Consider the following 16,498-nt stretch of genomic DNA (forward strand, 5'->3'; position numbering starts at 1 on the left):
CTTGTGAGCGTGGCCTGATTCGACGCCGCACCTTGTGAGCGTGGCACCCCGGCGCCTTACATCAGGTCGCCGAAGTCGGTGGTGCGCACGCCGGCGCTGGGCAACTGCGGCGCGGTCTGGTTGATGTTGATCCAGAACTCGCACACGTGCTTCATGGCGCTGAGGAACTGCGAAAACTCGGTTGGCTTGGCGATGTAGGCGTTGGTGCCGGCATCGTAGGCGCGCAGCAGGTCGCTCGGTTCGGTGGACGAGGTCAGCACCACCACCGGAATGTGGTTCAGGTTGTCCGAGCCCTTGATTTCCTTCAACACGCCGATGCCGTCGAGCAACGGCATCTTCAGGTCCAGCAGCACCAGCATGGGGTTGCTGCCGGAACGGTTGGTGAAACCGTTGCGCCGGTGCAGGTAGTCGAGCGCCTGCATGCCGTCCGATACGTGCGTGACGCGCCCATCCAGGCCATGCCGCGCCAGCGCCAGCTTGGTCAGCTCGGCGTCGTCGGGGTTGTCTTCAACAAGAAGGATGGCGTCGGCGTTTTTGCTCATGGTTCCAGGGCGGCCGGCATCGAGTCAATGGGAGACTCAAGGCCATGGACGCCTTCAAAAGGTAACGAGAAATAGAAAACACTGCCTTGACCGAGCTGGCTTTCAGCCCAGACGGTGCCGCCGTGTCGCTCGATGATGCGCCGCGTCAGAGCAAGGCCAATGCCGGTGCCTTCGAACTCCGAGGCGCGATGGAGGCGTTGGAAGACGCCAAACAGCTTCTGGGCGTATTTTGTGTCAAAACCCACGCCATTGTCACGAACAAAGAAGGTGTAGCCCACCACCGGGTCCATGCTCCAGCCCACCTCGATGCGCGTTCGTTCACGCGGACGGGTGTATTTGTAGGCATTGCCCAACAAATTGGCCCACACCTCGCGCAGCAGCAGGGCGTCGCCCTGGACCACCGGCAGGTCGGGCGCGACCACCCAGTCCACCACCCGGCCTTCGGTGTCGTGGCCGAGTTGGCCGACCACCGCGTCTACCAGGAGGGTGAAATCGACTGCGGTGAGGTTGACTGCCGAACGGCCCAGGCGCGAGAACGCGAGCAGGCCGTCGATGAGCTGGCTCATGTGGCGCGCCGAGTTGCCAATGGTGCTGAGGTAGCGGGCGCTCACCTCGTCGCAATTGCCACCCAGGTGTTCTTCGAGCAGGCTGACGAAGCTGGAGATGTGGCGCAGTGGTGAGCGAAGATCGTGCGAGACCGAGTAGGAGAACGACTCCAGGTCCTTGTTGGCGGCCAGCAGCTGCTCGGTGCGCTCGACGACGCGGTTTTCCAGCTCGTCGTTGATGTTGCGCATCAGGTCGTCAAGCCGCTTGGCGTCGGTCATGTCGCGGTTGATCTTGGCGAAGCCCTTGAGCTCGCCGCCATCGTCGCGCAGTGCGATCAGCACCGAGTGTGACCAGTATTGCGAACCGTCCTTGCGGGTGTGCCAGTTGTGCAGCTCGTGCTGGCCACGCGACGCGGCCAGGCGCAGCATCTGCATGGCGCTGATCTTGCCGTGTTCGGGGTTGCCCGGATCGAACAGGATGCCGTAGTGGCGGCCCAGCATCTGCGTCGGTGAATAGCCGTCCATGCGCTGGGCGCTGTCGGTCCAGTCGGTGATGGTGCCCTCGGCATCCATGAAGAAGATGCAGTAGTCGCGCAGGTTGTCCACCATGAGGCGGAAGCGTTGCTCGCTTTCCAGCAGCTCCAGCGAGCGCTCGCGGATGCGTTGTTCGAGCTCCTCGTTGAGGTGCACGACACGCTCTTCCACGCGTTTGCGCTCGGTGATGTCGATCATCTGCACGAACAGGCCCTGCACGACACCGTCGTTCACGTCCGGCAGGTAGTTGGTGTTGACGTAGATCTGCTGCCCGTCGACCGTGGTGCGCCAGGCCTCGAAGTGCTGCGGCAGGCCGTTGAGCGCGGCTTCCATGTGGGGCTTGATCTCGGACCAGATCGCGTCCGGGGTGCAGTCGCTGATGTGCCGGCCAACGAGCTGCAGAGGGTTCATGCCGTAGACGCGCATGTGTTCGGCGTTGGCAAAACGGAAGTGCAGATCGGCGTCCAGGTAGGCGATGAGGCCCGGCACATGGTCGGTGATGGTCTGCAGGAAGCGCTGGTTGCCTCGCAGGGCGATTTCGGCGGACTTGCGGCCGGTGATGTCGACCACCGTGGTGTTGCTGCGCAGGAAGCGGCCGGCGGTGTCGCGCACCGCAGAGGTTGACAACAGTGCGCTGAAGGTCGTGCCGTCGCGGCGCCGGATGTCGCACTCGACCGCCTCCGGCGTGCCGTTCTGCATGACCTTCTGCATCTGCTCGTCGAGCAGCTCGGCTTGCCGGGGCAGGGCCACGAGGTCGCGGAAGCTCAGTTCGCCGATCACTTCCTCGCGGTTGTAGCCCAGCCAGTTCAACTCGGTGTCGTTGATCGACACATAGATGCCGTTGGCATCCAGCGAGTGGTAGCCGCACGGCGCGTTGTTGTAGAGACCTTGGGATTGCTCCAGCGCGCTGTTGAGCTGGCTGTTGGTGTGGCGCACCAGGTCTTCCGACGCCTTGCGGTGCGACAGGTCCACCATCTGGATGATGATGCCTTCCACCTTGCCGCCGCTCCAGTACGGCGTGTATTCGATGCCGGCATAGAAGCGGTGGCCGTCCGGGAGGGTGCGATCGCCCTCGAAGCGCTGGATCTCGCCGGTCAACGCGGCTGCGAGCCGGACGCGGGCTTCTTCGAAGTTCTCGCGGCTTGCGATCTCGCTCAGGTGTTTGCCGATCAGCAACTCGGTGTCGCCGCGGCCCCAGCGCGCGTAGCTGGCATTGGCGAAGCGGCAGATCAGGTCGCGGTCGAAGAAGGCAAGCTGCACCGGCACGCTGTTGGTGATGGCCTGCAGGAAGTTGCGCTGCGTGGCGAGCGCGGTCTCTGCGGTCTTGCGCGCGGTGATGTCCAGCAGCGTGCTGTTGGTGCGCGCGAAGCGGCCCTGGTCATCCACCACGCGGGTGCTGCTGAGCAGGGCCAGAAAGGTGCTGCCGTCGCGCCGGCGCACGGTGAACTCACCGGTGTCGAGCTTCTCGCCCTGCACCATGCGCGCCAGGCGCTCCTTGACGATGGGCGCCTGCTCGGGCGAGACGATGTCGAACACGGTCAGCTTGCCGATGACCTCGCCGCGCTCGTAGCCCAGCCAATCCAGCGCCGTTCGGTTGACCAGCACGAAGGTGCCGTTGGCGTCTACCGAGTGGTAGCCGCAGGGCGCTTGGTCGTAAAGCGACTGCGCTTCCTGCAGCGCCGTGCTGACGCGTTCCTTGGCTTCTGCCAGTTCGTCGGTGCGCTGCCGCACCCGGTTTTCGAGTTCGGCGTTGAAGCGCTGGATTTCTTCCTGCTGCTGTTGCAGCGCGGTGATGTCACGCGAGACCGCCATCAGCATCACCGGGTGGCCCTGGGCATCGCAGATCGGCGTGACCATGGTGTCCCACCACTTGGGTGTGCCCTTGAAGGTGGTGCCGAACGACACGAAGCGTGCGCTCTTGCCCTGGCGTGCGCTCTCCAGCGCTTCGCGTGCGAGCAGGCTGCCGCTTTCATCCCACCAGGTGGTCCAGTCGCTGTTGCGCACCTGTTCGAAGTCGTCCACCTCGACCAGGCGGCAACCCTGGGCCGTCATTTGCACCACACGGCCCTGCAAGTCGAGCACCTTGGTGCAGTCGGGGCTGGCGGCGATGATCTGGCGATTCAGTTCGTCCTTGATGCGCGCATCGGCTTCGAGCGCGCGCATCGGCGTGATGTCCTGCAGGAAACCCAGCTGGCAGACGATGGCGCCATTTGCGTCGCGCAGCGGTGCGTTGCGCGCCAGCACGTGGACCAGCTCGTTGCCGGGCCGCAGCAGGCGGAACTCCACGCTGAGCGCTTCGCCCGTGTCCAGGGCATGTGCCCAGTGGCGTTGCACACGCTCCAGGTCATCGGGATGCACGCGGCTGAGCCAGCCGAAATTGGGGAAGTCTTCCTTCTTCAGCGCAAAGATGGCCTGCAGCTGTTCGTCCACGTGGGTGAGCAGGCCACCGTGATCGGTGCGGAAGACCCCGATCGGGAACACGCTGGCGAGGGCCGAGAACAGGGCTTCGTACTCAAGCTGGGCTGAGTCCGACGCGCGCTGGGCACTGCCGGATTGCAGGGCCTCTTCCAGCGGCAGCGGCAGGCTGGGCGGGTTGCTCAGGCCCGCGGTTGCGTCGGGCGAGGCTGGCTGGCCGCTGAGCCGCGCCGCGTAGGCACGCCGCAGATGCTCGTTTTCGGCACGCAGTGTTTCCAGTTCCAGCAGCAGTGCACGCTCACGCTCCACAGCCGAGCGTTCGGTCCTGTGGTCATGGCGTTGGCCCTGCGGAGGGAAAGTCGTGCTCATTCAACATGAATGTACCCCACACCCCTTGTTCTTCAGTGTGAAATTTGACAGTCAAAAACGTGGCAACTCGGGGTGTGCAAGCGCCCCGGCGCGCACCAGCATGCGGCCGTACTCGGCGCAGCGTTGCAGGGTGGGAATGACCTTGCCGGGATTTAGTAGCCCTTTGGTATCAAAGGCCGCTTTCACGCCGAACATCTGGGCGTTTTCTTCGGCGGAGAACTGCACGCACATGCTGTTGAGTTTCTCGACGCCCACGCCGTGTTCGCCCGTCACGGTGCCGCCCATGGCCACGCTGGTCTCCAGGATGTCGGCGCCGAACAGTTCGCAGCGGTGCAACTGGTCGGGATCGTTGGCATCGAACAGGATCAGCGGGTGCAGGTTGCCGTCGCCGGCGTGGAACACGTTGGCGCAGCGCAGGCCGTACTTCTTTTCCATCTCCGCGATGGCGAGCAGGATGTCGGCCAGGCGCTTGCGCGGGATGGTCGAATCCATGCACATGTAGTCGGGGCTGATGCGGCCGCTGGCCGGAAAGGCGTTCTTGCGCCCGCTCCAGAAACGCAGGCGCTCGGCCTCGTCGCGGCTGACCGCGATGGCGGTGGCGCCGCAGCCGCGCAGCACGTCGCTCATGCGGCCGATCTCTTCTTCCACCTCTTCCGGCGTGCCGTCGCTTTCGCAGAGCAGGATGGCTTCGGCGCTCAGGTCGTAGCCGGCGTGCACGAAGTCTTCCACCGCCGCGGTCATGGGCTTGTCCATCATCTCCAGGCCGGCCGGGATGATGCCGGCGGCGATCACCGAGGCCACCGCGTCACCGGCTTTGCGCATGTCGTCGAAGCTGGCCATGATGCAGCGCGCCAGCATCGGCTTGGGCACCAGCTTGACGGTGACTTCCATCGTCACGGCCAGCATGCCTTCGCTGCCGACCACCAGCGGCAACAGGTCGAGGCCCGGCGCGTCGAGTGCCTCACCGCCGAAGGTGACGGGCTCGCCCTCGACCGTGAAACCGCGCACCGCGAGCACGTTGTGCAGCGTGAGCCCGTACTTGAGGCAGTGCACACCACCCGAGTTCTCGGCCACGTTGCCGCCGATGGTGCAGGCGATCTGGCTGCTCGGATCGGGCGCGTAATACAGGCCTTGCGGCGCGGCGGCTTCGGAGATGGCGAGGTTGCGCACGCCGGCCTGCACGACCGCGGTGCGTGAGCGGGCGTCGATCTTCAGGATGCGGTTGAACTTGGCGAGCGAGAGCGTGACGCCCATGGCATGCGGCATGGCGCCGCCGGACAGGCCGGTGCCCGCACCACGCGCCACCACCGGCACGTCCAGCGCGTGGCAGGCCTTGAGCACCGCGGCCACCTGCGCTTCGGTCTCGGGCAGCACCACCACCAGCGGGCGCTCGCGGTAGGCGGTGAGCCCGTCGCATTCGTAGGGCACGGTGTCCTCGGCCTGCCAGAGCAGGGCATGCGCGGGCACCACGGCCTGCAGGGCCCGCACCACCGCGGCCTGGCGCTCGGTGCGGTGAAAGGTGTTGTGCTCGGCGGGGAGGGTGGCGGCGTTCATGTGGGGGCGGTGGTGGCGGCTGCAAGGGTCGGATCAGTCTAGGCCAAACGCCGGCGTGACGGATTGAAGAATCTTGCATCGGCGCGTGAGCGCTTCGATGGGCGGGGCCTCAGGGCCTCTTGAAATCCTTCGCCGGCGACATCATGTTTTGTGCATCGCAGGGTGCCTGTTGCGCCCTGGTTCCTACCCATTTCCACAGGAGTTTTCCATGAGCACCCTCGTTGCACGCCGCGGTTTCCTTGATGAGTTCTTCAACGACGCTGCGCCCGCGTTTTACGTCAAACCCCTGCATGGTGCCGGCCAGCCGGCGCAGATCCGCGTCGACGTGCAGGAAACCCCCGAGGCCTATACCCTGCACGCAGAGGTGCCCGGTGTGGCCAAGGACGACATCCAGGTCAATGTCGACGGCAAGCTGGTGACCCTGCGCGCTGAAATCAAGCAGCAGGACCGCCAGGTTGAAGGCGGCAAGCTGCTGCGCAGCGAACGTTATTACGGCGCCGTCTCGCGCAGCTTCGAACTGCCGGTTGACGTGGACAACAGCAGCGCCAGGGCGAAGTACGAAAACGGGGTGTTGCAGCTCACGCTGCCGAAGAAGACCGCTGCGGCTGCGCAGCGCTTGGTGATCGAGTAACCCCCCGCCGCGCTGGCGCGCGTCCCCCCTGAAAGGGGGGCGCACCCTGGGACCGGCGGAGCCGGATCCTTGGGTGCCCTGGACTGAATCACGCGCGCCGGAGATGCTGCGGCGCAGCGCTCAGCTCACGCTTCTCTTGAGCCACTCGGCGAACGCCGCGCATTCCCAACGCTCCATTGCACCGGCCTGCCAGCACAGGTAGTGGGCGTGGGGCGAGGGGATGCTGCGTTCGGACAGGCGCTCCAGCGAACCGTTTTCGATCCAGGGTGCGCCCAGCTTGAGGCGCACCAGCGCCACGCCCAGGCCCTGGGCGGCGGCGTCGCACATCAGGCCGATGTCGTTGAACGAGGAGCCGTCGAACGGTTCCGGCCAGTCCAGCTCGTGGGCGGCGAACCAGGTGCGCCAGGGTTCCAGCGGGCTGCGCAGCAGTGCCGCGCCCTGCAGGTTTTCCACCGTATCGAAGGGGCCGTTCTCGCGGATGTAGGCGGGTGAGGCCAGCGGCGTCACCTCGTCCTTGAGCAGGCAGAGGTGTTCCACGTCGGCGTAACGCCCGGTGCCGTAGCGCACCGTGAGGTCGGCGTCTTCGGCCACCACGTCGAGCAGCGGAATCGACACCTGCAGCGTGAGGTCGATCTCCGGGTAGGCCTCGGTGAACTGGCGCAGGCGCGGCATCAGGATGGAGCGCGCAAAGGTCGGCGTGACAGCCAGCTTGAGCTTGCGTTTGCCGGGCGTGGCGTTGGCCCCCGGGAAACGCTGCAGGATGCCCAGGCCTTCGCGCACATGGGCCAGGTACTCGCTGCCTTCGGTGGTGAGCGAGAAGTCGGCGCGGCCGAACAGCTTGGTGCCGAGGATCTGTTCGAGCTGGCGCACGCGGTGGCTCACCGCGCTGGGCGTGACGTTGAGTTCCTCCCCGGTCTGCGTGACGCTGCGCAGGCGCGCCAGCGCCTCGAAGGTCAGCAGGCACTGGATGGGGGGAATCCGGATGGTCATCGCATGACGCTCCTCGAACGCTGGCGCGCGCTGCCCACCCCGGCGTGTGCCGGACCGGGGCGCAGCAGCGCGATGGGACTCACTTGAACACCACCGTCTTGTGGCCGTTGAGCAGCACCCGGTGTTCGCTGTGCCACTTCACGGCGCGCGCCAGCACCTGGCTCTCGGTGTCGCGGCCGCGCGCGGTCAGGTCTTCCACCGTGTCGGTGTGGTCCACGCGGGCCACGTCCTGTTCGATGATCGGGCCTTCGTCGAGGTCGGCCGTCACGTAGTGGGCGGTGGCGCCGATCAGCTTCACGCCGCGGTCGTGCGCCTGGTAGTAGGGCTTGGCGCCCTTGAAGCTGGGCAGGAAGCTGTGGTGGATGTTGATCGCCTTGCCCGAGAGCTCGCGGCACAGGTCGTTGCTCAGCACCTGCATGTAGCGCGCCAGCACCACCAGCTCGGCGCCTTCGCTGCGGATGATCTCCAGCTGTTTCGCTTCGGCCTGTGGCTTGGTGGCGGCGGTCACCGGGATGTGGTGGAAGGGCACGTTGTAGCCGGCCGCGAGCTGGTAGAAGTCGCGGTGGTTGCTGATGATGGCGCGGATGTCCAGCCCCAGCAGGCCGCTCTTCCAGCGGAACAGCAGGTCGTTGAGGCAGTGGCCTTCCTTGCTGACGAAGATCACGGTGCGCACCGGTTCGGCCAGCGGGTGCAGGGTCCACTGCATGGCAAACGGCTCGCTGAACTGCTGCAGGCGCTGTTGCAGTTCGGCCGGGCCGAGCTGGCTGCTGGCGAACTGCACGCGCATGAAGAACAGGCCGGTGGCGTGGTCGTTGTACTGGGCGGCCTCTTCGATGTTGCCGCCGTGCTCCAGCAGAAAACCCGAGACGGCATGCACGATGCCCGGGCGGTCCGGGCAGGAGAGGGTGAGAACGTAGGTGTGGTTCATGGCGTGCGCATTGTCGCAGCAAGACCCGGTGGGCCTGGCTGGGCACCGGCCAGTGGAGCCTGCAGGCCCGGGCGGCGGGTGACAAAATGCCGTTTCCGCCCCTCATGCCGCAGGAGACACCGCATGGCCTACAACGATCTACGCATGGACAACCAGTGGTTGCCCTTCACGCCCAACCGCAGCTTCCAGCAAGACCCGCGCGTCTTCGTGGCCGCCGACGGCATGCACTTCACCACGCACGACGGCCGCCAGGTGATCGACGGCATCTCCAGCCTGTGGTGCGTCGGCGCCGGCCACAACCGCAAGCCGATCAACGAGGCGATCAAGCAGCAGCTCGACACGCTGGACTACAGCACCGCGTTCAGCGTCAGCAACGACAAGGCCTTCCGCGCCGCCGAGATGATTGCCGCCATGGCCCCCGGTGACCTGAACAAGGTGCTGTTCTGCAACTCCGGCAGCGAAGCCGCCGACACCTCGATGAAGGTGGCGCTGGCCTACCACCGGGCGCGTGGCGAAGGCCACCGCAACGTCTTCATCGGCCGCGAGCGTGGGTACCACGGCGTCGGCTTCGGCGGCATGAGCGTGGGTGGCATTCCGGCCAACCGCAAGGTGTATGGCGCGGCCCTGCTGCCGCGGGTGGACCACCTGCGCTTCATCCACGACCCGGTGAAACACGCCTACGTGCACAACACCGAACCGGTGTGGGACGAAGACCTGCTGCTGGAATTGGAGAACCGCATCCTGCCGCTGCACGACCCGAGCAACGTGGCCGCGGTCATCGTCGAACCGGTGGCCGGCAGCGCCGGCTGGTACGTGCCGCCGCAGGGTTACCTGAAGCGCCTGCGCGAGATCTGCGACAAGCACGGCATCCTGCTGATCTTCGACGAGGTCATCACCGGCTTCGGCCGCCTGGGCACCGCCTTCGCGTCCGACTACTACGGCGTGCAGCCCGACATGCTGAATTTCGCCAAGGCCGTCACCAACGGCGTGTTCCCGCTCGGCGGCGTGGTCTGCACCGACCGCATCTACGAGGCCATGATGGGCGCACACGGCAGCGCGCCCGGCCATGCCATCGAGTTCTTCCACGGCTACACCTACTCGGGCCACCCGGTGGCCTGTGCCGCCGCCATCGCCACGCTGGACCTGTACCGCGAGGAAAACCTGTTCGCGCGCGCCGGTGAAATGGCGCCGGTGCTGGGCGACGCCATGCACAGCGCGCTCAAGGGTTTGCCCAACGTGATCGGCATCCGCAGCATGGGCCTGGCCGCGGCGGTGGAGCTGGCACCGCTGCCGGGTTCGCCGGGCAAGCGCGCCTTCGACGTCTTCATGGACTGCTATCACCGCGGTGTGCTGGTGCGCAACGCCGGCGACAACCTGGTGTTCGCGCCGCCCTACATCGTGACGCGTGAGCAGATAGAGACCATGGTGGGCGCGCTGGCCGATGCGGTGAAGCGGGTGGCCTGACGGTGGTGAGTACCCCCCTGCGCCGTTGACGCGGCTTCCCCCCGGTGGGGGGACGGCAGCTTGGGCCGGCGTAGCCGGACCCTTGCTGCCCCTGGCGCAAGCCACCTCGCGCCGGCCACGCCGTGATTGGCTTGGCGCTTTCTCAGCGCTTCATCTGCTGTTTGAGTTCTTCGCAGTGGTCGCGCGGTGGCAGCGCGGGTGTGGGCCAGGTCGCATCGGACGGGGATGGCGCGCTGGCCTCGGGTGCCAGGCCACCGGCTTGTGCCATCACCACCTTGGCCTCGGTGCCCGCGGGCAGGTGCAGCGGCACACCGAGGTCGCGCCGCACATGGCCGTTGCCGGCCACCAGCAGCACGGTCTTGCCGGGAATGATGGCCTGCACCGCCACCTGGGCCATGGCCTGGTCGCGTGCCAGCTGGATGCGTGTCATGGGGCCGATCTGGCTGTCGGGCAGCAGGCCGCAATGGCTGTCGCGGATGGTCTCGCGCTGGCGCTGCAACACGCCCGCGTCCACCGTGCCGTCCAGCGCGCTGTTGGCCATGGCGTTGCGCATCTGCGCGCGTGGCAGGTTGCCGCCGAGCACCGGCACGCCGCTGCGCACCGCCGCCATCACCACCGGGCCGTAGCTCGGCCAGGGCCAGCCACTCTGCTCGCTCCAGCCCAGGGCCTCGCGCACGTGTGCCTCGTCGGCGTCCTTGTCCAGCCCCTGCGTGCCGCGGCCCTGTTCGGCCATCTCCATCACCAGCGCGCCGAGTTGCTGGCGCCGGGCCAGGGCCTGCACCAGGTCGCGCTGCAGCGCCTGGTGTTCGGCTGCGTCGTGCTGTTCGCCCACCAGCAGCAGCGGCGTGGGCAGCACCGTGTCCAGCAGGCCGGGCACCGTGCGCGACGGCGCGTGCGCGCAGGCGGCCAGCGCCAGCAGCCCGACCAGCCCACATGCCCTGGATACAGCGGTTTCACAGCTCATGCGTGGATACTACGCGCAGCCATCGGCGCGCGGCCGCTGGCCCTGTCTTCCTTCTCCGTTGGCATCCCCGTGTCCCTCCCTTCTTCATCGTGGCCCGCGTCGTGGCCACGTGTCCTGCTGACCCTCTTGCTCGCCACTGCGGCCGCCGGCCTCTGTGTCTGGTTGCGCACGCCCATTCCCTGGATGATCGGCCCGCTGCTGGCGACCTCGCTGCTGTCCATGCTGGGCGCGCCTACCGAGAGCTGGACGCCGCTGCGCAACGGCGGGCAGTGGGTGATCGGCACCGCACTCGGCCTGTACTTCACGCCCGCGGTGGGCGCGCTGGTGGCCAGCCTGTGGTGGGCGATCGCGCTCGGCATCGCCTGGGCCCTGCTGCTGGGGCTGGGCTTCGGCGCCTGGTTGCGCCGCGTGCACGCCGGGCACCTGATCGCGCTCACGCCGGCGGAGTTGCGCAGCACCACCTACTTCGCCAGTGCCATTGGCGGTGCGTCCGAGATGACGCTGATCGCCGAGCGCCAGGGCGCGCGCACCGACCTGGTGGCCGCCGCCCACAGCCTGCGCGTGTTGCTGGTGACGGTGACGATTCCGTTTGCGCTGCAGTTCTGGGGTGTGAGCGGGCTCGACACCCTGACCCTGGGCGCGCGCGAAGTGCACGGCGGCGGCCTGCTGGCGCTGGCCGGCCTCACCCTGGCCGGTGCGCTGCTGATGCAGCGCCTGGGCCGCGCCAACCCCTGGTTCATGGGCGCGCTGGTGGCCACCATGCTGGTGACCTTGTGCGGTGTCACGCTGTCGGCGATACCCACCGCGTTGTCGAACGCCGCGCAGCTGGTGATCGGCGTCAGCCTGGGCGTGCGCTTCACGCCGGCCTTCGTGCACACCGCGCCACGCTGGCTGGCGTCGGTGGCGCTGGCGAGTTTCGTGATGATGTTGTTGTGTGCGCTGTTCGGCTGGGCCCTGTCGCACCTCACCGGCCTGCACCCGGCCACCATGCTGCTGGGCACCTCGCCGGGTGGCATTGCCGAGATGGCGATCACCGCCAAGGTGCTGCAGCTCGGTGTGCCGGTGGTGACGGCTTTCCAGGTCTGCCGGTTGGTGGCCGTGCTGGTGCTGGTCGAGCCGGTGTACCACTGGCGCCAAGGCCGCACGCCCTCTTTACCTTAGCGCTCGCGGGCCTGTACGCTTTCCTCAGCAGCACGGCGGGTCATCGCGGCCCACGGGCTTGGCGTTGGTGTCGCTGCGGCAGAATGGCAGACAGGCGCACCTGCTGCGCACGGTCCGCGCAACGATGGCACATCGTTGCCGCGGCCGGTGGTGGGCCCAATCGTTTTCGAAGGAGGTTCCCATGATCACTGCACAACCCCGCATGAGCAATCTGTTCCTGCAACTCGGCCTGGAGGCCGATGACGCGGCGATTGCCCGTTTCATCAAGGCGCACCAGCTCGAGGCCGATGTCGCCATCTGCGACGCGCCGTACTGGAACGACGCACAACGCCAGTTCCTGGCCGAACAGATCAAGGCCGACGCGCCCTGGTCGCTGGTGGTCGACCAGCTCAGCGAATCCCTGCACGAAGACGCGGTGCAACGGCAGGCGGCGTCGCTCTGATCGCGGCGAACGGCGCCACGCATCTGTGGCGCGGGCAACAAAAAAGACCGCCTCAGCGGTCTTTTTTTCTGGCGCGGTGCCGTGTGGTGTTCAGTGCATCACGACCGGCATCTGGGCCAGCGTGGCATAACCCTCAAGCGTGTCTTCCACCTCTTCCTGCGAAGGCGTGCTTTGTTGCCAGGCGGTGATCTGGATCTGGAACATTTCGGCCCATGAGCCGTCGAGGTACACCTCTTTGCCCGAGCGCTTGTCCACGATTTCAAAACCATGGCGCGGCATCTGCGGGCCTTCGGCCACTTCGGTGTCGCCTTCGGAGGGCGCGTTGGCCAGGATGTGGACCACAGCGAAGGCATCCGAGTCGTAAAGCATGTGCATGACTGAAATCCTTGAAGGGTAAAAAAAACTGCGTTCCTGTAGACCTTATATCGGCAAAAAGACGGCGATACACAGGTCAGATGCAGCTTTAAGTGGAGACGTTCCCCAGGACTTCAAGATGCGTGTGTTTTTCGGCACATTGCCGGGCCCGCATTAAGGCATTTGGTTCAATTGCTGGTCGGCGACGTCGCCATTGGCCTGCGTCACGCGCAGTCGCACCGGCAGGTGGTGCAGGCTGGGCGCGAGCCACATCTCGACCGTGCTGTCGAACTCCTTGCGCGGCTGGCGCACCAGGTGGCGCACCTTGAACTCACCTGCGGGCACCGTGATGCTGCTTTCTTCACCCACCTGGAACTGCCAGACCGGCGCGTCCCCGGTGCCGGCCACCTGCATCTCGATCGTCTGCCCCGCCGCGTAGGCCTGAGGCCGGGCCTGCAGCAAGGCGGCGATCTGCATGAACAGGCTCAGGCGGTCCTGTGCGCCGGGCAACAGCGGCACCTCGGGCGCGTTGCTGCTGAAGCGGATGGTGTGTTGCGCCGCGTCGAAGTGCGCGGCCTTCTCGCTGCGGCTCTTGTCGCCGAAACGTTCGGGCTCCAGGCCGTGCGGGCCGACGCGGCCGGTGCTGGTCTGCGAGCGGCTGCCGAGCAGCATCACGCGCATCTCCATGCGCGCGTCGTAGCGGCCGTCGGCCAACGTCCAGTCCAGCGTGCCCTGGGCCTTGTAGTGAATGCCCTTGATGCTGCCGGTGACGTCGTAAGGCAGGCGCGCACTCGCGGGCGCCTGTGCCGGCGGCAATGCGGCTGCCGTCTTGGTGGCGGGCGGCGTGTGCTCGGCAGCCGGTGCGGCCGGGGCCTCTGCGGGGGCGGGCGCGGGCGCTTCCGCCTGCGCCAGTATTGGTGGTGCGGGGGCGGCAGGTGGCGGCAGGTCGGCGGCGACGGGCACCGGCGTCGGCTCGGGCTGGGCCTGTGGCTCGGGCTCCGGTGCGGCGGGCGCTTGTGCCACCACCACCGGCTCCACGGGCGCGGGCTTCGGGGCCACGCGCTTGACCGGCTTGGGCCGGGGCGGTGCCACCACCACCGGCGCGGGTTCGGGTGCCGGTGCCGGCACGATCCAGCGCACGGTGCTGACCTGCACCGCGGCCGGCAGCGGCGCGCGCGGCGCGGCGGCGGTGATGGCGCTGTCTGTCGGGCTCGGCGCTTTCGGTTCGGTGTGTGGGGTGGGTGCCGTGCCGTCGGGCAGCACGGTGGCCGCCAGCAGGTTCAGGGGCAGGCCGCCGGTGAGCAGCACGGCGTGCAGGCCCAGCACCGCCAGCACCAGCGCAGACAGCGTGGGCCAGCGCGGCGCAACGGATGGGGTGGCTGGCTTGTTGGGATTCATGCCTTGTCGGGTGCGGGGCTGCGGTGCCCCAGGTCGGCGCTGAGCTGTTGTGCGCAACGCAGCAGGGCGGTGGCGGGCACGCCCTGCCACTCGGTGTCGAGCGTGGCGACCGAGCCCAGCACCACCAGGCCGAGTGCGAGCCGGCCCTGGGCGTCAAACACCGGCGCGCAGAAACCCGCGACGCCGGGCAGCAGGCTGTGCACCACGCGCGAGAGGCCGCGCTGGCGGGTGTCGTCGAGCAGGGCCTGCACCTCCTGCAAGGACTGCGGCACGTCCACCAGCGGCAGTTCGTTGTTGCGTGGCAGTTTCTTCAGGCGCGCGAGTTCGTCGCGCACCATGGGGGAGATGCGTTGTGCGTCGCGGCCCTCGTGGCCCATGAAGGCCGCGAAGCAGCGGCCGGTGGCTGAGGTCAGCAGCGGCATCACGTCGCCCAGGCGCAGCGTGACGGCCGCGCTCTGCGGCGCTTCGATCCAGTGCACCATGGTCGGGCCCTGGTTGCCCCAGACTGCGATGGCCAGGGTGTGGCCGGTCTCGGCCAGCAGGGCGTCGACGCGCTCGCGCGCGAGCTTGACGGCGTCGATGCGGGCCAGGCTGGCCAGGCCGATGCGCAGCGCGGCCGGGCCGAGGTCGTAACGCGTGCTCACCGGGTCCTGCACCACCAGGCCCATGCGCTGGAAGCTCACCAGGTACCGGTGCGCCTTGGCCGCGCTCATGCCGGCGGCGGCAGCCAGGTCGCGCAACATCAGCGCACCCGGCGCCTGCGACAGGGCGTCGAGCAGTTCGAAACCGACCTCGACCGACTGGATGCCGGCGCGCAAGGGCTCGGCGTCTTCATGGGAAACGGGGGCGGCGGCTGCAGGGCGAGGGGCAACGGGCATGTGAAGAAGCAACACGAGAGGTTGGAGGGCAGGCGGTGCTCGAGGTTCCGCAACGGGCCGGCGGGCAGGGGAATTCCAGCGCCGCCGCGGGCTTTGCTCTAGAATCCGGCCCTTACGAATAGGTGAATCGGTTTTACTATTCGTAATGGCTGTGTGCCATGCAGTGTGCCACCGATTCGCGCTCGAGGGGGACCTTCCGTCCCGCTCCACCCAACCCCGCAGCAGGAGAATTGCTTGAAACTCGCCACATACAAAGACGGCTCGCGTGATGGACAACTGGTGGTGGTTTCCCGCGATCTGAGCACGGCGCATTATGCGACCGGCATCGCCCACACCCTGCAGCAGGCGCTGGACGACTGGAACTTCATCAGCCCGCAGTTGCAAGACCTGTACGTCACCCTCAACCAGGGCAAGGCGCGCCATGCGTTCCCGTTCGATCCGGCCCAGTGCATGGCGCCGCTGCCGCGCGCCTACCAGTGGGCCGACGGTTCGGCCTACATCAACCACGTGGAGCTGGTGCGGCTGGCGCGCAACTCCGAAGTGCCGGCCAACTACTACACCGAGCCGCTGATGTACCAGGGCGGCAGCGACGACTTCCTGGGCCCGCGTGACGCCGCGCCGTTCCGCGACGAGGCCTGGGGCATCGACTTCGAGTCGGAGATTGCCGTGGTGACCGGGGACGTGCCCATGGGCACCACGCCCGAGCGGGCCATCGACGGCATCCGCCTGATCATGATCGCCAACGACTGGAGCCTGCGCAACCTGATCCCCGACGAACTGGCCAAGAGCTTCGGCTTCTTCCAGAGCAAGCCTTCCACCGCCTTCAGCCCCGTGGCCGTGACGCCCGACGAGCTGGGCGACACCTGGAGCGGTGGCAAGCTGCACCTGACCATCCAGACCCAGTGGAACGGCCGCACCGTGGGCCTGTGCGACGCCGGCGAGGAAATGACCTTCCACTTCGGCCAGCTGGTCGCCCATATCTGCAAGACGCGCAACGTGCGCGCCGGCAGCATCGTGGGCAGCGGCACCATCAGCAACCGCGCCGTGGAAAAAGACGGCAAGAAGGAATGGGTCAAGGGCTACAGCTGCATCGCCGAGAAGCGCGCCATCGAAACCATCCTCGACGGCAAGCCGGCCACGGCGTACATGAAGTTCGGCGACACCATCCGCATCGAGATCAAGGGCAAGGACGGCCAGAGCGTGTTCGGCGCGATCGACCAGACGGTGGTTGAAGTCGAACGCTGAGCGTCGGCGAGCGAGGCGACCCCATCCAGGGCACCGCGGAACCGGCTTTGCCGGGCCGCCAGTGCCGCCCCCTGGGGGGGCGCG

14 protein-coding genes are annotated in these 16,498 nt (G+C 67.3%); 5 read left to right on the plus strand and 9 right to left on the minus strand.

Going from position 1 to position 16,498, the window contains the following annotated elements; all coding sequences use genetic code 11:
- Positions 1 to 56: 56 nt before the first annotated feature.
- Genes HPA01S_RS10950 through HPA01S_RS10960 form a run of 3 tightly spaced genes read right to left on the minus strand, consistent with a single transcriptional unit; the run spans position 57 to position 5,959 of the window.
- A complete protein-coding gene (locus tag HPA01S_RS10950; RefSeq protein ID WP_066269815.1) occupies positions 57 to 542 on the minus strand; it encodes a response regulator in 486 nt (161 codons plus the stop codon).
- Positions 539 to 4,405 carry a PAS domain-containing sensor histidine kinase gene (locus tag HPA01S_RS10955; protein WP_084360611.1) on the minus strand — a complete coding sequence of 1,289 codons (3,867 nt, stop codon included), beginning with the start codon at positions 4,403 to 4,405 and terminating at the stop codon, positions 539 to 541. Before HPA01S_RS10955 ends, HPA01S_RS10950 begins: the two co-directional genes overlap by 4 nt.
- A gap of 51 nt (positions 4,406 to 4,456) precedes the next feature.
- The gene (locus HPA01S_RS10960; RefSeq protein WP_066269821.1) at positions 4,457 to 5,959 is read right to left on the minus strand and encodes an FAD-linked oxidase C-terminal domain-containing protein; all 1,503 of its coding nucleotides are present in this window, start codon (positions 5,957 to 5,959) and stop codon (positions 4,457 to 4,459) included.
- A gap of 208 nt (positions 5,960 to 6,167) precedes the next feature.
- Here HPA01S_RS10960 and HPA01S_RS10965 point away from each other — a divergent pair, with 208 nt between their 5' ends.
- Positions 6,168 to 6,590: an Hsp20/alpha crystallin family protein gene (locus HPA01S_RS10965; RefSeq protein WP_066269822.1), complete on the plus strand. Its 423-nt coding sequence runs from the start codon at positions 6,168 to 6,170 to the stop codon at positions 6,588 to 6,590.
- Between the two features lie 120 nt (positions 6,591 to 6,710).
- Here the strand turns inward: HPA01S_RS10965 and HPA01S_RS10970 are convergent, their stop codons facing one another.
- Both HPA01S_RS10970 and purU read right to left on the minus strand, forming a co-directional pair.
- Positions 6,711 to 7,580 (minus strand): LysR substrate-binding domain-containing protein, encoded by an 870-nt coding sequence (locus HPA01S_RS10970; protein ID WP_066269825.1) that lies wholly within the window; start codon positions 7,578 to 7,580, stop codon positions 6,711 to 6,713.
- Positions 7,581 to 7,659: 79 nt separating this feature from the next.
- Positions 7,660 to 8,508, minus strand: a complete 849-nt coding sequence (gene purU, locus HPA01S_RS10975) for a formyltetrahydrofolate deformylase (RefSeq protein WP_066269830.1) — start codon at positions 8,506 to 8,508, stop codon at positions 7,660 to 7,662.
- A 123-nt stretch (positions 8,509 to 8,631) separates the two neighbouring features.
- Here purU and aptA point away from each other — a divergent pair, with 123 nt between their 5' ends.
- A complete protein-coding gene (gene aptA, locus HPA01S_RS10980; RefSeq protein ID WP_066269832.1) occupies positions 8,632 to 9,972 on the plus strand; it encodes an omega-aminotransferase AptA in 1,341 nt (446 codons plus the stop codon).
- A gap of 142 nt (positions 9,973 to 10,114) precedes the next feature.
- On the opposite strand, the gene HPA01S_RS10985 is transcribed toward aptA, so the two are convergent.
- On the minus strand, positions 10,115 to 10,936 hold the full coding sequence (locus HPA01S_RS10985; RefSeq protein ID WP_066269870.1) for a ChaN family lipoprotein: 822 nt from the start codon (positions 10,934 to 10,936) through the stop codon (positions 10,115 to 10,117).
- A gap of 126 nt (positions 10,937 to 11,062) precedes the next feature.
- Between HPA01S_RS10985 and HPA01S_RS10990 the strand changes: the two genes are divergently transcribed.
- Entirely contained in the window at positions 11,063 to 12,097 is a 1,035-nt protein-coding gene (locus tag HPA01S_RS10990) for an AbrB family transcriptional regulator (RefSeq protein ID WP_370670988.1), read from the plus strand.
- A gap of 181 nt (positions 12,098 to 12,278) precedes the next feature.
- Entirely contained in the window at positions 12,279 to 12,539 is a 261-nt protein-coding gene (locus HPA01S_RS10995; protein WP_066269834.1) for a DUF2789 domain-containing protein, read from the plus strand.
- 90 nt (positions 12,540 to 12,629) lie between these two features.
- On the opposite strand, the gene HPA01S_RS11000 is transcribed toward HPA01S_RS10995, so the two are convergent.
- From HPA01S_RS11000 to HPA01S_RS11010, 3 genes are all read right to left on the minus strand, one after another.
- On the minus strand, positions 12,630 to 12,914 hold the full coding sequence (locus tag HPA01S_RS11000) for a BTH_I0359 family protein (RefSeq protein ID WP_066269836.1): 285 nt from the start codon (positions 12,912 to 12,914) through the stop codon (positions 12,630 to 12,632).
- Between the two features lie 153 nt (positions 12,915 to 13,067).
- Positions 13,068 to 14,291: a DUF3108 domain-containing protein gene (locus HPA01S_RS11005; protein WP_066269838.1), complete on the minus strand. Its 1,224-nt coding sequence runs from the start codon at positions 14,289 to 14,291 to the stop codon at positions 13,068 to 13,070.
- Entirely contained in the window at positions 14,288 to 15,169 is an 882-nt protein-coding gene (locus tag HPA01S_RS11010; protein ID WP_084360614.1) for an IclR family transcriptional regulator, read from the minus strand. Before HPA01S_RS11010 ends, HPA01S_RS11005 begins: the two co-directional genes overlap by 4 nt.
- Before the next feature lie 234 nt (positions 15,170 to 15,403).
- Here HPA01S_RS11010 and HPA01S_RS11015 point away from each other — a divergent pair, with 234 nt between their 5' ends.
- Complete coding sequence (locus HPA01S_RS11015; protein ID WP_066269844.1) at positions 15,404 to 16,414, plus strand: fumarylacetoacetate hydrolase family protein; 1,011 nt, start codon at positions 15,404 to 15,406, stop codon at positions 16,412 to 16,414.
- Positions 16,415 to 16,498 lie beyond the last annotated feature (84 nt).

The organism is Hydrogenophaga palleronii NBRC 102513 (assembly GCF_001571225.1).
Taxonomy (GTDB): Bacteria; Pseudomonadota; Gammaproteobacteria; order Burkholderiales; family Burkholderiaceae_C; genus Hydrogenophaga; species Hydrogenophaga palleronii.